The sequence below is a fragment of the Clostridium sp. genome (assembly GCF_016650095.1).
In the GTDB taxonomy this organism is placed as follows: domain Bacteria; phylum Bacillota; class Clostridia; order Clostridiales; family Clostridiaceae; genus Clostridium_AD.
This window is the reverse complement of record NZ_JAENWL010000045.1, coordinates 1-14,601: the sequence shown is the minus strand read 5'-3', so window position 1 is coordinate 14,601 and position 14,601 is coordinate 1. Positions and strand designations below refer to the sequence as shown.

The following is a 14,601-nucleotide window of genomic DNA, read 5'->3' as shown; positions in this document are numbered from 1 at the left end:
CAATAACAAAATCTCTCATTTGTACTCCTCCTAATTCTTTCTAATCCATTGAACTTATGAATATTTTATTTACCAGTACTGTAAAAACTATAGCATAAAAATTGTTTAGTGTAAAACAAAATAGATGTAGCAGTTATAGGATAAATTGTTATTGCTTTCTAAATATTTTTATACTATAATTTAACTAATAATTATTATTTATAAATAGTTATTAAAGGAGCGATGTAAATGCATGCAGTACAAGTAAAAAATGATATATATTGGGTAGGCGCACTAGACCCAAATCTAAGAATTTTCGATATAATTATGTATACCCCTTTTGGCACTACTTATAACTCTTATGTAGTTAAAGGCAGTGAAAAAACCGCAGTATTCGAAACTGTAAAAGAGAAATTTTTTGATGAATATCTTGAAAGATTAAAGTCTTTAAAAATTAATATAGAAAACATTGATTATATAGTAGTTGATCATACTGAACCAGATCACGCAGGCTCTGTAGGAAAGCTTTTAGACATTGCTAAAAATGCGAAGGTAGTAGGATCACCTGCGGCCATTGAATTTCTTAAGGAAATTATAAATAGAGACTTTGAATACATAACTGTAGGAGATGGTGATAGTATAAGTCTTGGGAATAAAACCCTATCCTTTATCTCAGCACCTTTCCTTCACTGGCCAGATTCAATTTATACGTACGTTGTGGAAGACAATCTCCTTATAACTTGTGATTCCTTTGGCAGTCACTACTGTAATGCTGAGGTATATAATGATTTAAACCAAAACCAAGAAGATTATAAAGAAGCATTAAAATATTACTTTGATTGCATTATAAGCCCTTTTAAACCATATGTCTTAAAAGCTATAGACAAAATTAAGGGCCTTAAAATAGATATAATATGCCCCGGCCATGGACCCATTTTAAGAGAAAATCCATTAAACATAGTAAATCAATACAAAGAGTGGAGCCTTCCTCCGAAAACTTCAAGTGAAGAAGAAGTTACCATATGCTACGTCTCAGCTTATGGGTATACGCAGGCTGTAGCTGAAAAAATAAAGGAGGGAATAATCTATAGTTCTGATTTCAAAGTTAACATGTACGATGTTATCCATCATGACATAAATGATATTTTAGAGAGTATAGATAAATCTGAGGGAATAATTTTTGGTTCTCCTACGGTAAATGGAGACGCCCTAAAACCGATATGGGATATTTTAATAAACCTAAACCCTATAGTTCATGGCGGAAAAGTCGCTTCTGCATTTGGCTCTTATGGTTGGAGTGGAGAAGCTGTCCCAAATATAGATGATAGGTTAAAACAAATTAATCTTGACTTATATCCCTCAATGAAATTCAATTTTAAGCCTAATGAAAAAGATCTTAACTTTGCCTATAACTTTGGTGAAAGTTTTGCGCAGAAAATAACCGATAAAATTAAAATTAAAAATTCTCCTATTAAAACTTCTACAGAAAAAAGATGGAAATGTGTAGTTTGTGGAGAAGAATTTGATGGAGCAAGACCGCCTGAAATTTGTCCTGCTTGTGGTGCAAGTGCTGATCAATTTATTGAGGTATCAGAAGATGTAGTAACCTTTAGCTCGGATGCTAACGAGAAATTTGTAATCATTGGTAACGGTGCTGCAGGATATTATGCTGCCGATGCAATAAGAAAACGAAATAAAGAATGCGAGATAGAAATGATATCAAATGAACCACAACTAACTTATTACAGGCCTTCTATTTCTGACGGCATAAGTGAGGACCTTAAAGATGATACTTTCTACCTATCTCCAAAAGAGTGGTATGCGGATAATAACATAACACTTAACTTAGGGGTACAGGTCAAAAACATTAAAACTGAAGAAAAGCAAATATTGCTCCAGGATGGTACAGCTATAGGTTATGATAAATTAATTATAGCAAACGGAAGTCAAAACCGTATGATCCCTACCGAAGGAATAGACAAACAAGGCGTATTCACTTTAAGAAATCTAAAAAATCTTGAAGATATTAAAAGCAATATGAATACCGCTAAAAGCGTAGTAATCGTAGGTGGCGGACTATTAGGACTTGAAGCAGCATATGAAATAAAGAAGACTGGTCTTAAAGTTTCCGTAGTTGAATTTAGTGATTCATTGCTTAGTAAGCAATTAGATAATGAAGGTAGCATTATACTTAAAACTGCAGTTGAAAACCAAAACATTGAAGTTATACTAGGAGATTCAGTAACCATTATAAACGGTGAAAACTCTGTTATATCTGTTACACTTAAAAGTGGAATAACTCTAGATGCTGACTTAGTCCTATTCTCAACAGGCATCGCACCAAACAAAAATATAGCAGATAAAACTGATATAATCGTTAACAGGGGTATATTAGTCAATGAAAATATGGAGACTAATGTAAAAGATATATATGCATGCGGTGACATTGCAGAATTTGAAGGCACAGTATATGGAAACTGGCCTGCCGCCGTAGATATGGGTAAAATTGCAGGTATAAATGCAGTAGGAGATAAAAAAGCCTATGTGCATGCCACAGGGGTCATTTCTTTTAATGCTATGGGCATCGAACTATTATCTGTAGGTCAAATTTCTAAAGATAACTTTAAAGCTATTAGTATAAAAGATGATGAAAATAAAGTATATAAAAAATTATTCTTCAATCAAAATGTTTTAACAGGTGGCATTATTATAGGTGACAACAAATCCTCCGCTACACTAATAACTAATATTGAAGAGTCAAAATCCCTTGAAGAAGTAATAAAAAGCATTTAATTTAGTCCCTTAAAAAAACACATAAGGCTTTACAGTCTTATGTGTTTTTTCCCATTAAATACCATAAAGCACACAGTGTCTCTTTTATATTTTTTTATATATTAAATTCCACGTATCTCATAGTATTATGCTAAAGTAAAAAGTCTAAAATAATAATAATCAATTTTTAAAAAAGGAGGAATTTTCATGGCACGCAATATATACTATGATAATGAACGTAATAAACTCGAAAAAGCAAATAGAATAGAGGCACTTGAGAATATAGTAGAAAGTCGTTCTAGAACAGAGCGACATCTTAAAGATCACTCTGCCATTTCATCATCAAAAAAGGTAAATGAAGCAAGAGAGAAACAATCTCAGAGGGAAGATAATATTGAAATACTAAAAAACAAAATTGTAAGTGGTGGACAAACGCACTACAATGAATCAGAAGGCCTAGAAAAAAACTATGCTTTTGCCAAAGGATATATGGAACATAATGAAGATCATATTAATGAAGGAGCACTAGAAAACATGAAAGAAAAGCAACAAAACAGAAGAGACAAAATGACTGGGTTATCTTAAGGTACATTCAAGTAAATATTTATAGATATAATAAAAAGCTAGTAAAATTTACTTTTACTAGCTTTTTTATAAACATTTTAAAATATGGATTGGGTATTCAGTATTAATTATATCTTTTTCTTGGGGGATAAAGAAAATTAATACTGAATATACTAAAAGTTTCTATAACCTTATTATATGCTCGTTTTAATTACTTGTCAACAATTATTATTAATTAATATTTGTTAGAGACCAAGAAAACAATAGGTCAAAGATGCTGTTTTTTTTCCTAACCCTTATACTACAAACGCTTCTTCATAATCATTTAGAATGAATTTATCAATGATATATGCTACCCCATCTTGCTCATTAGTTCTAGTTATAAAATTCGCAACTTTTTTAACCTCAGGGAATGCATTTCCCATAGCAACTCCAAGTCCTGCATATTTAATCATGTGAATATCATTACCTGCATCACCTATGCAAATAACCTCTTCTTGCTTAATATTTAGCTTTTCTGCAAGTGCTGCTACCCCTGCACCTTTATTAACTGATTTATGAAGAAACTCTAAAAAGAACGGTGCACTTCTAACTATTGTATAGTTATTACTTACTGCCTCTGGAATCTTTTGAATTATCTCGTCTATAAGCTCTGGCTCGTCTATAAACATAACCTTTACTATAGTAGTATCCATAGCTACATCCTCTACCGCAACTATATCACAAGAAATATGATTCATTTCAGCCTCCCTTCTAGTATATTTATTATCTTTAGGAGAAATTACCCCAGTCTCAGTTAATACATGTATATTCACTTTTAACTCTTTACTTAATTCATATAAATATTTATAATCCTCAACAGTTAATGTTGTTTTAGATATTATCTCTGTACCTGTAGAACTCTGAACAAGTGCTCCATTAAAGGCCACTGCATAATCATCCTCAGAAACTAAGTTAAGTTCTTCTAAATATCTTTTAAAACCAACTAATGGCCTTCCCGATGCTAGTACAACTTTTACTCCATTTTCTCTTGCTTGTTGTATTGCTTTATTATTTGCTGGTGAAATTTGTTTTTCATTATTTAGTAATGTTCCATCCATATCTAATGCTATTAATTTATACATTAATTACCTCCATGTAACCACATTTCTTACAAACAATTTTAGTATATCATAAAATACTATAAGTAATGGATTTCATAAGTTGTTAATTTTGCGTTAATATTTCCTTACATTTTTATCCTAATAATTTATAAAAGTGTTTAATTTTAACTTAATCTGTATTATAATTGCTTTATATATTATTACTTAATGCTCTCGAATTGCATTACAAGAATTCTTTTATTTTTAAACGTTTGAATTATGAATTTCAATAGATAATAATGCTAAGTGGGAGTAAATACAGACATTCTTAACATAGTAATGTAATATAATAACTGTATATGTAAAATCCAAGATTTTCATGTGAAAGGGGGATATAAATATGATGCTGAAAAGAGAAAAACCATTGATTATTACTCTATCTATTATTATTTTAGCAGCATTATTATATGTTATTTTCTCCTTAAATAAATTGACTACATCAAATATTTCTCCAAATATTAATTCTGAAAAAGGTGTATTGGATATTTCAAATTGGGATTTTAAAAAAGATGGATATACTGCACTTTCCGGACAATGGGGATTTTACGAACATCAATTATTATCACCAAAAGATTTTGTTACTACCTCTACTGTTCCCTCTTATATAGAGATGCCAACATCCTTTAATAAAAATAATAAAAAATTCAATACTAATGGATGCGCTACATATAGTTTAACAATAAAATTAAATCCAAAATATAAAGATACCCTTTTAGGTATAAGTGTTCCTTCTATGTTATCTTCATATAAATTATGGATAAATGGATACCTCTATTCATCTAATGGCATTGTTAGCACGACCAGTTCTGATAAGCGCCTTAAATCTATGCCCATAACAAGTTATTTTATGAATAATACTGACAAAGTTCATTTAGTTCTTCAAGTATCAAATTCCGCCTTTAGCGATGAGGGTGCTAAAAACAATATTTATCTAGGCACAGAATCCCAGATGACTAATAAAAGAGAGGCTTCAATTGCACTTAAGTATTTTTACTTTGGTGCATTGCTTATAATGGCCTTATATCATATATGGTTATATAGTTTTAGAACTGATGATGTTTCTAAACTTTATTTTGGTGCACTATGCATAGTTATATCTTTAAGAGCCTTAATTATTGGTGATAATTATTTCTTAACCTTCTATAATAGTTTAAGTTATAGCCTAGTTAATAAACTAGAATTATTAACCTTCTATGCGGCTATTTATTTTATTCTAAGTTACATATGTGCAGTTTTCAAAAATGATTTTTCAAAAAATATTAACAAAAGCTGTAAATATTTTTGTGTTTTCTTTATAGTCACTACCATTTTCATCTCCCCACTCCTTGCTTTAAAGTTCTTTATGGTATTTCAAATATCCACTTTGCTAATCATTTTATATGCTACTTTTATTATATTAAAGTCCTATCATAGCAAAATACAAAAAATATTAATTGTTATGATTGGTTGCCTAGTAATTATTGCAATAAGTGCTATGTCCATGCTACATTATCTAGATATAAATAATATCAGTGACTATTCTTTATTAGGTTTCTTCATTTTCATACTTTTAAATGCCTTTATATTGGGGAAAAATCAATCTAATTCTTCTATAAAAATTGAGAATTTATCTAAGGAAAAAGAAGAGTATCTTTTAGAAGAAAAACTTAGGGAAGTCACCCTTCACCTAAATTCTAGCTTAAATTTGGAAGAGGTCTTAGATAAATTAATAATAAGCTTAAAAGATTTAATACCTTATGACAGCGCCTCATTTTTCATGGAAGAAAATGACCATTTTAATATTATAGTAGCAAGTGGTTTCAAAAATATGGAGGACATACACAAGATTTCTATCAATAGAAAGGATGACAAGCTATTTAAACAAATATCAGAAACTAATACTATATTAATAGTTTCAAATGTTAAAGAGGATCCTCGTTTTAGTCATTACATAAATTCAACAAATATTGAAAGTTGGATAGGAATACCTATAATGTTCAAAAACAAAATTGTTGGTATTTTAACATTAGATTCAACTGAAAAGAACATTTATACTAAGTACCATAGTGACATAGCCTTGTACTTTGCCTACCATACAGGAATGGCTATAGAAAATGCTAAGTTGCATAGTAAAACTAAACATCTAGCTAGTATAGACCCTCTAACTAATTTGTACAACAGACGTAGTTTTTTTGAACTTGCAAATATAAGCTTTGACAAAGCTAAAGCATTGATCCAACCTATTTCCGGTATTATGATTGACATTGACGATTTCAAGAAAATTAATGACAACTTAGGTCACCACACTGGCGATTTGGTATTAATGCGTCTTTCTAAGGTTTGTTCTGAAACTTTAAGTGATACTCATATTTTAGGTCGTTTTGGTGGTGAAGAATTTATTGTACTATTACCCTCCACCTCCTTTGAAGAAGCTGAAATAATCGGTGAAAAGCTACGAAGTGCTATAGAATGCAATCCTATAATTATTAGAAAATCGGATTTAATACCACTAACTTTAAGCCTTGGAGTTGCATCCATTACTCCTACGGTAGAAGATTTAGATTATTTGTTTAGAACGGCTGATAAAGCCCTGTACCAGGCTAAAGCTCTAGGTAAAAATCAAGTTGTGTCAATAAATTTAGATTCTTAGAATATAATGCAAGTATGATTAGTTTATGAAAATGGTAATAGGGGGGACGGATAGGAATGAAGAAAGTATATCGTTTATTATTTACTTTACATTTATTTGTAGGAATAGGGGCCATATTTGGAGGGTTAGCTGCTATTACTAATCCTAATCGACCACTCGGAATATCAGTTGAGGTTTTAAAAAATTCACCATTTAGTAATTATCTCATACCTGGAATTATCTTATTCACTATAATTGGTCTTGGAAATGTTATAAGTGCTTTGTTCTTTCATTTTAAGTCAAGATTTCAAGGGTATATAAGCAGTGTCTTTAGTTGGGCTTTAGTAATTTGGATAATTGTACAATGCATAATGCTTAATGATGTTGTCTTCCTACACATTTTATTTTTTACCATAGGGTTAATTCAAGCTTGTTTATCAATGGCTATTTTATTTGAAAAACGTCAATTCCCAGCAAATCTTATTCTAAGATTTTATGAAGGGACCCGTTCACAACAGCATTAATTCTTCGCTGTGCCTTGCAATAAGAAGCGCTGAAACATTAGAATTTCTTAATCAAATTTCCCGTTTCAAGCTCTTATTGCGAGTCACTCAGGAGAAATCTCATAATTTTTCTATCTTTTTATTATTACATCTTTTACCTTATCTATTGTTTTTTTTATTACCTCTTCCATAGTGATATGGGAGGTATCTATAATTAAATCATAGTTACTATCCTTATCTATATCAATATTATAAATATCCATAAATCTAGTCAACTCTAATCTTCTTCTTTCAGTTATATTTTCCTTAGCTTCTTGTTTTGAAACATATTTTTCAGATTTACCTCTTTCGTTCTTCATAGCGCGTTCTACTGCAACCTCCAGTTCTACTTTTAAATATATCTTAAAGGAATCTGGTATAAAATACCATGCAAGTCTAGCATCAAAAATAAAATTTTCCTTTTCGCGACCAATTTCTATAGTCCTATTATCAACCTCATTATCTAAATTATTATCAAGCATAAACTTATTGTATTCTGTTATAGACATACCTTTATCTACTGCTAACTTTCTTTGCAATTCGCCTACACTAAAATAAGTATAATCTAATGTCTCGCTTATAGCCTTAGCAACAGTACTCTTGCCTGAATATAATGCTCCCGTTATAGTTATTTTCATAAATAACATCATCTCCTATACTAAATGCATATTTACATAATCCATCAAATTATAATATTAAGGGACATTCAAGTAAATAACAAGTCAGTATACGAGTCTATTTCGCGACATACGACCTCTACAGAATCTGCTGATAGTATAACTATCAACAGAACCTGCCTCCTAGGCTATCACGAAATATCCGTCGCATCTTTGACTTGTTATTTATTCTCATGCCCCTAATTATACTTCATAAATATACTTTTTGGTACTGATACCCTGTCACAACTAACATATGTTCATCATATTATACATAATAATGATTTTACAATTAGGAAGTGTAAATTAATAATTGTTATCTACCCTATAGCATTAAAGGAGGTTTCTATTTTACGAAAATCCATATATGAGGTATGATCCTAGTTTATCACAAAAATCTTTAGAAGGAATTAAATTAGCAGTTCAATGTGAAAAAGAAGATGAATTGTTTTATGACTACTTAATAAGCGTCGCACCAACAGATGATGAAAAGAAAATTATTGCATCAATAAGAGATGATGAACGTGGACATAATAATATGTTTAGGCAAATATACAAAAGCATCACTAGTGCAACTTTACCGATTGGCGCTGATGAGGAATTTGTGAAGCCTATATCTTACCTCGATGGTATAAAAAAGGCTTTGTTTGAAAAGCTGGGTGCTGTAGAAAGATATAGAGAAATCAGAAGAGGTCTTCCATCTACAATGTATAGAGACATACTTTTCAACATTATAACTGACGTAATAATGCATAGTTCAAAATACAATTACTTATATACCTTAAACAGCAGTAACATGCTAAGAGATGTACAATTTCGGGAGTTCATGTAGTGCCTAGTAGGAATCCTTAGCAACCATTAGAAGAAGTATAATAATCAGCACTAGAAGTGCCTATAATTTTTAGTTCTATTAGGGACATTCAAGTAAATAGCAAGTCAGTATACTAGTCTAGGCTAGTCTATTTCGCATCTTTGACTTGTTATTTATTTTCATGCCCCTAAATTTTAATTGACTGAATAGTTAGCTAAAAAGTTTATTGACAAAATTACCTATTAAGCTTACAATTAAATTAATTGCTAATTGATAATGGTTATCGTTTTGCATGGATTAGTTACATGAAAGAGAAGGTGAATAGATATGATATTTAAAAGCAAAAGTTTAAAATCATCCAACACAGAATCTGAAACAAAATTGCTTACATATTTCGAGGATACTACGTCTGATAATTTAAATTTGGCTTCAGATGACGAATTGACTTTAGGCAATGAAATAATCAATAAAATTAAATTTTTATTAAATAGTCAAGTATTTCAGGGTAAAAATGGTGAATTTCAAAATATTCATTTATATAGAAATGAATATCCTAAAAATATAATGCTAGTTGGCCTAGGCAAAAAAGAAGATTTCACTTTAAACATATTAAGAAAAAATATAGCAAAATCAGTAAAAGAGGCTGTAAACATCAAGTCTAAATCCATTGATTTAAATATAGGATATTTTCTTAGCATAATGAACTTGGATGAAATTGTTAGAGCTATTTGCGAAGCTGTAACAATGGCAGATTATAAGTTTGATACGTATAAATCAGATAAAAAATCTTCGTCTTTAGAAGAATTTAATATAATATATACGCAGGAATACCAATTAGAAAATGTTACTAAGGGTATTAATGAGGGCGTAATCCTCGGTCAGGCTAACATATTAGCTAGAACATTAGTTAATGAACCTGCTAATATATTAGGCCCTATAGAGCTAGCCGATGAAGTAAAAAAAGCTGGCGATGAAAGTGGCTTTGAAGTAGAGATATTTGATGAATCTTCCATAAAAAAATTGAATATGCAAGCATTTCTTGAAGTAGCTAAAGCATCTGAGAAACCTCCAAGATTAATTGTAATGAGATACAATGGTAATCCTGAAAAAAAAGAGGAAATTGTAGGATTAGTTGGCAAAGGCCTTACTTATGACAGTGGCGGATTATCTGTAAAACCCACTGTTTCAATGGTTACAATGAAATCTGACATGGGTGGAGCTGCAGCTGTGATCGGTGCCATGACCGCTATAACAAAACTAAAAGTAAAGGTAAATGTAGTAGCAGTAGTTGCGTCCTGCGAAAATATGATTAGTGGCAATAGTTATAGACCAGGGGACATAATAGGTTCCATGGGTGGCAAAACTATTGAAATACTTAACACCGATGCAGAAGGAAGATTAACACTTGTAGATGCCGTAAATTATATAATCGAAAAAGAGTATGCTACTAACGTAGTAGATATTGCCACATTAACCGGAGCAGTTGTTTCAGCTTTAGGAAATTCTACTACGGGTGTAGTTACAAACAATGATTCCTTCTATAATAAATTAGAAGAAGCATCAAAAATGTGTGATGAGAAAATTTGGAAATTACCTGCTTTTGACGAATATAAGGAATTAATAAAATCTGATGTAGCAGATCTTAAAAACGTAGGTGGTAAAAAAGCTGGAACAATAACTGCAGGGTTATTTATTGGTGAATTTGTTCAAAATAAGCCTTGGTTACACCTTGACATAGCTGGAACTTCCTGGGCTGAAAAAGACAGTAATTATGAATCTAAAGGCGGAACTGGTGTAGGCGCTAGATTACTATATCATTTGATTAAGCAACTTGAGAGCTAAACCCTCAAAATATTTGGTTATATTATCCTAATATTGAAAATTGCGGACCAAGCCTCTAGTATGCTATTATATATCTTATAAAGAGACCACCTAGGAGGGTATTATGAAAACTGGAAACACGCCTTATGCTAATCGAAAAAAACATTACGATAATCTTTTAAATAAACAAATTCAAACGATAGGTTTTATAAGCTTATTAAGATTAATAGTCTTTTCATCCGGACTAGGCTTTACAGTTTTCTTCTACTTACAAACTAATTATTATTTAAGCCTTTCTGTATTAATTGTAACCTCAATATTATTTATAATTTTGGCAATTAAACATAGCAAGATTAAACACAACAAAATTCGTTGTTCTACACTATCTAAAATTAATGATAATTGTCTAAAACGTATTAATAGCAATTGGAAGGATTTTTCTGATAACGGTGATGATTTCAGTGATGAAAATCATAATTACTCAAAGGATTTAGATATATTTGGCGAAAACTCCCTTTTTCAATGGATAAATAGTTGCATAACTTATCTTGGTAGACAAAAATTGAAAGATACTCTCGTAAAACCTATATATAGCATTGAGGAAATATATAAAAGACAAGAAGCCATAAAAGAACTTGCAGGGAGTATTGGATGGACACAACGATTTGAAGCAGAATCAATACTTAGTGAAAATAAAAATCAAAATCCCGACTCCTTATTTAAATGGGTAGACGATAAAAACGAATTTTTCCTTAAGCCTTTAGTAATAGCTGTAATAAGGATATTGCCAACTATAACTATTGCTCTTCTTGTGTCCTCTCTTATTTTTTCCAATGTATCCTATAAAATAGGTCTTCTAGGCATTGTGATACATATAATGCTACTTGTAGTTGGGTTTAAAGAAGTAAGTAGAAATTTGGACACTGTTTATCAATATAAAAATACGATTTTTATATATAATAACCTCCTTATACATATAGAAAAGAAAAATTTCAAATCAGAATATTTGAAAAGCTTAAAAGAAAGACTTATTAATAAAGATGGTATGAAGGCTTCTTTTCAAATAAAAAAATTAGCAAATCTAGTTAACTTAGTATCTGATAGAAAAAATATGTATTACTTCCCTATAAACATTCTTACCCTATGGGATTATCAATGTTTAGTTAATCTACAGCGCTTTAAAAAAGCTAGTGGTTCGTCTTTAAAAGATTGGTTAGAAGTTATAGGTGAAATGGAAGCCTTAAATAGCTTATCAACTATAGCCTATGATCACAGTGATTGGGCAATGCCACAATTCCAGGCTGGTTCTCCTATTTTCAAAGCTAAGACCCTTGGACATCCATTACTTGGAACAAGCAGAGTATATAATGATATCCACATAGAAAAGTCACAAAATATTCTTTTAATAACTGGTTCTAATATGTCAGGGAAAAGCACGCTACTCCGAACTACAGGCATTAATTTGGTTCTAGCTTATGCCGGTGCTCCTGTATGTGCTCAAAGTTTTTACTGCTCCCTAATGGATATTTATACTTGTATGAGAACAAGCGATAATCTAGAAAAAAACATTTCATCCTTCTATGCTGAGCTTTTGAGAATAAAAAACCTTGTAAATGCTACAAAAAGTAAGACTCCAATTTTCTTCTTATTAGATGAAATTTTTAAAGGGACTAATTCTATAGATAGACATACTGGTGCTAAGGTACTTGTTGCCAAACTAAGCAATGAAAATGCGCTAGGCTTTATATCTACACATGACCTAGAACTAGGGGACATAGAGAATACAAATAAGAGAGTTAAAAATTATCACCTTAAAGAATATTATAAAGATAATAAGTTATACTTTGACTATAAATTGAGACCCGGTGTGTCTACCACGAGAAATGCATTATACTTAATGAAAATGGCAGGCCTTGAAATTCCATCTAATATTGAAATTCCCAAGTAATGCGAAGGTGCACTCACCTTTAGCGAAGGTGCACTCACCTTTAGCGAAGGTGAATGCGTCTTGCACCTAATGTAAGCCTACCTTATAACTGCCTGGTTTTGTGTTAAAGGTTATGGTTTTCCCATCAGATGTGGCTATAATGGTGCCTAGCTCATCTGTCCTATACACCGGTATATTTTTATTTTTTAACCTATCCATAGTTTCCTTATGTGGATGACCATAATCATTTCCTGTTTCACAACTTATAACTGCATACTTTGGATTTACCTCTGATAAAAATTCGTCCGTAGTGGAGGAACTACTTCCATGATGTGGTACTTTGAGCAAATCTGCCTTCACATTAAACCCCTTTTCAAGAATTTCTTTTTCTGATAGGTCCTCAGCATCCCCTGTAAAAAGAAAAGAATTGCTTCCAAATTCTAATTTAATTACTATAGAGTAATTATTCATATCCTTATACTCACTACTATTCGGTGCCATAATAGTACATTTTGCGGAGCCTAAATTGAAGGTTTCTCCCGGTTTAGGTACTGTTACTTTCATTCCCTTGTTTTTTATTGCTACAACTACATCTCCAAAAGTCTTTGTAGTATAGGTTACTTTTGGTAAATATATTTTACCTATTTCAAAATCATTAATTATATAATCAAGGCCTCCAATATGATCTTCATGTGGGTGAGTTCCAATAACATAATCTAAGCTCTTTATGCCTTGTTGCAACAAATAGTTTTTAACTAGCTTACCGTCACCGTTATTTCCTGCATCAATTAGCATAGACTTTGATCCTTGCTGAATTAAAATACTATCAGCTTGCCCAACATTTATGAAATGAACGTTTAAATCACCATTTAAAGGTAAATCATTTTTTACATCTTCATTTTGGATTGTTTGACTTTTTTCTTCCTGTATTATTATTTTTTCATCACTATTACTTATTTGTGGTTTTTCTTTAACTGCATTTATATCAACAACTTGTCCATTACTACCACACCCAAATAAAATAAACAAAAATGTAAATACAATTAGAAAACTTAAATTTTTAATCTTAAATTTTATATTCATTACACCCTCCTTAATATTCTTCTAATTCCACAAATAATTACTCTCCTCTTCATTAGGGCCATTCAATTAAATAAATTGTTATATCTATTACTCCTTATAATACAAGATTTTTGTTGTTTTGTGAATTTTTTTGTATTATTTTGTAATTTAACTTTGTTATTCATTTTAAATTAACAATTTAACCATGTATATATTTTATCTAATTACCTATGATTCAATAGGTTTATAATATTATTTTAGAGCAAAATAGTATTATAGTAATATAGTATTTTTGCGAAAGGAGAAATGTTATGAAAATTAATTTAATATTCAAAAATTTTATTTTGTTAATTTCTATAACTACTTTTTTACAAGGCTCCTGTTTTGTTAATTCTAGAAGCAAAAACAAAGACTTTAAAGAAAAATATGGTGTTCAATTAGTTTTAGCAAGATAAGCAAAAAGTATTACAAAAAATAAAACAGTTGTATGAGCTATCCAATAGAAAAGCTTATACAACTGTTTTTATAAAAAAAATGATTTTTTTCAGACTTATTTCTCATATCCTGTAGGATTCTCCATATGCCACTTCCACGCAGTTTCTATAATAGTTTCAAGAGAATCATATTTAGGCTTCCATCCAAGAACTTGCTTAGCTTTAACACTAGATGCTATAAGCACTGCTGGATCTCCTGCACGTCTAGGAGCGATTTCAGATT

Annotated in this window: 11 protein-coding genes and 1 pseudogene; 8 read left to right on the top strand and 4 right to left on the bottom strand. The window is 30.8% G+C overall.

Annotated features, from left to right (window positions below):
• Positions 1-228: 228 nt before the first annotated feature.
• Together JJE11_RS04670 and JJE11_RS04665 are read left to right on the top strand one after the other, a co-directional pair.
• A complete protein-coding gene (locus JJE11_RS04670; protein WP_291633121.1) occupies positions 229-2,772 on the top strand; it encodes an FAD-dependent oxidoreductase in 2,544 nt (847 codons plus the stop codon).
• 186 nt (positions 2,773-2,958) lie between these two features.
• Positions 2,959-3,336 carry a hypothetical protein gene (locus JJE11_RS04665; RefSeq protein ID WP_291633120.1) on the top strand — a complete coding sequence of 126 codons (378 nt, stop codon included), beginning with the start codon at positions 2,959-2,961 and terminating at the stop codon, positions 3,334-3,336.
• A gap of 275 nt (positions 3,337-3,611) precedes the next feature.
• Here JJE11_RS04665 and yidA read toward each other — a convergent pair whose 3' ends face one another.
• Entirely contained in the window at positions 3,612-4,439 is an 828-nt protein-coding gene (yidA, locus tag JJE11_RS04660; RefSeq protein ID WP_291633119.1) for a sugar-phosphatase, read from the bottom strand.
• A gap of 358 nt (positions 4,440-4,797) precedes the next feature.
• On the opposite strand from yidA, the gene JJE11_RS04655 reads away from it, so the two are divergent.
• Positions 4,798-7,086, top strand: a complete 2,289-nt coding sequence (locus JJE11_RS04655; RefSeq protein ID WP_291633117.1) for a diguanylate cyclase — start codon at positions 4,798-4,800, stop codon at positions 7,084-7,086.
• A 56-nt stretch (positions 7,087-7,142) separates the two neighbouring features.
• Positions 7,143-7,589 carry a hypothetical protein gene (locus tag JJE11_RS04650; protein WP_291633115.1) on the top strand — a complete coding sequence of 149 codons (447 nt, stop codon included), beginning with the start codon at positions 7,143-7,145 and terminating at the stop codon, positions 7,587-7,589.
• 110 nt (positions 7,590-7,699) lie between these two features.
• On the opposite strand, the gene cmk is transcribed toward JJE11_RS04650, so the two are convergent.
• The gene (gene cmk, locus JJE11_RS04645; RefSeq protein ID WP_291633113.1) at positions 7,700-8,245 is read right to left on the bottom strand and encodes a (d)CMP kinase; all 546 of its coding nucleotides are present in this window, start codon (positions 8,243-8,245) and stop codon (positions 7,700-7,702) included.
• Positions 8,246-8,630: 385 nt separating this feature from the next.
• Between cmk and JJE11_RS04640 the strand changes: the two genes are divergently transcribed.
• From JJE11_RS04640 to JJE11_RS04630, 3 genes are all read left to right on the top strand, one after another.
• The gene (locus tag JJE11_RS04640; protein ID WP_291633111.1) at positions 8,631-9,095 is read left to right on the top strand and encodes a ferritin-like domain-containing protein; all 465 of its coding nucleotides are present in this window, start codon (positions 8,631-8,633) and stop codon (positions 9,093-9,095) included.
• 306 nt (positions 9,096-9,401) lie between these two features.
• Entirely contained in the window at positions 9,402-10,916 is a 1,515-nt protein-coding gene (locus tag JJE11_RS04635) for a leucyl aminopeptidase (protein WP_291633109.1), read from the top strand.
• Positions 10,917-11,019: 103 nt separating this feature from the next.
• Positions 11,020-12,843, top strand: a complete 1,824-nt coding sequence (locus JJE11_RS04630; protein WP_291633107.1) for a MutS family DNA mismatch repair protein — start codon at positions 11,020-11,022, stop codon at positions 12,841-12,843.
• A 66-nt stretch (positions 12,844-12,909) separates the two neighbouring features.
• Here the strand turns inward: JJE11_RS04630 and JJE11_RS04625 are convergent, their stop codons facing one another.
• Positions 12,910-13,905 carry a ComEC/Rec2 family competence protein gene (locus JJE11_RS04625; protein ID WP_291633105.1) on the bottom strand — a complete coding sequence of 332 codons (996 nt, stop codon included), beginning with the start codon at positions 13,903-13,905 and terminating at the stop codon, positions 12,910-12,912.
• A gap of 290 nt (positions 13,906-14,195) precedes the next feature.
• Here JJE11_RS04625 and JJE11_RS04620 point away from each other — a divergent pair, with 290 nt between their 5' ends.
• Positions 14,196-14,339, top strand: coding sequence for a hypothetical protein (locus JJE11_RS04620; RefSeq protein WP_291633103.1), 144 nt, complete (start codon positions 14,196-14,198; stop codon positions 14,337-14,339).
• A gap of 95 nt (positions 14,340-14,434) precedes the next feature.
• On the opposite strand, the pseudogene JJE11_RS04615 reads toward JJE11_RS04620, so the two are convergent.
• Positions 14,435-14,601, bottom strand: a pseudogene (locus JJE11_RS04615) (UDP-glucose 4-epimerase GalE); the annotation flags it as partial.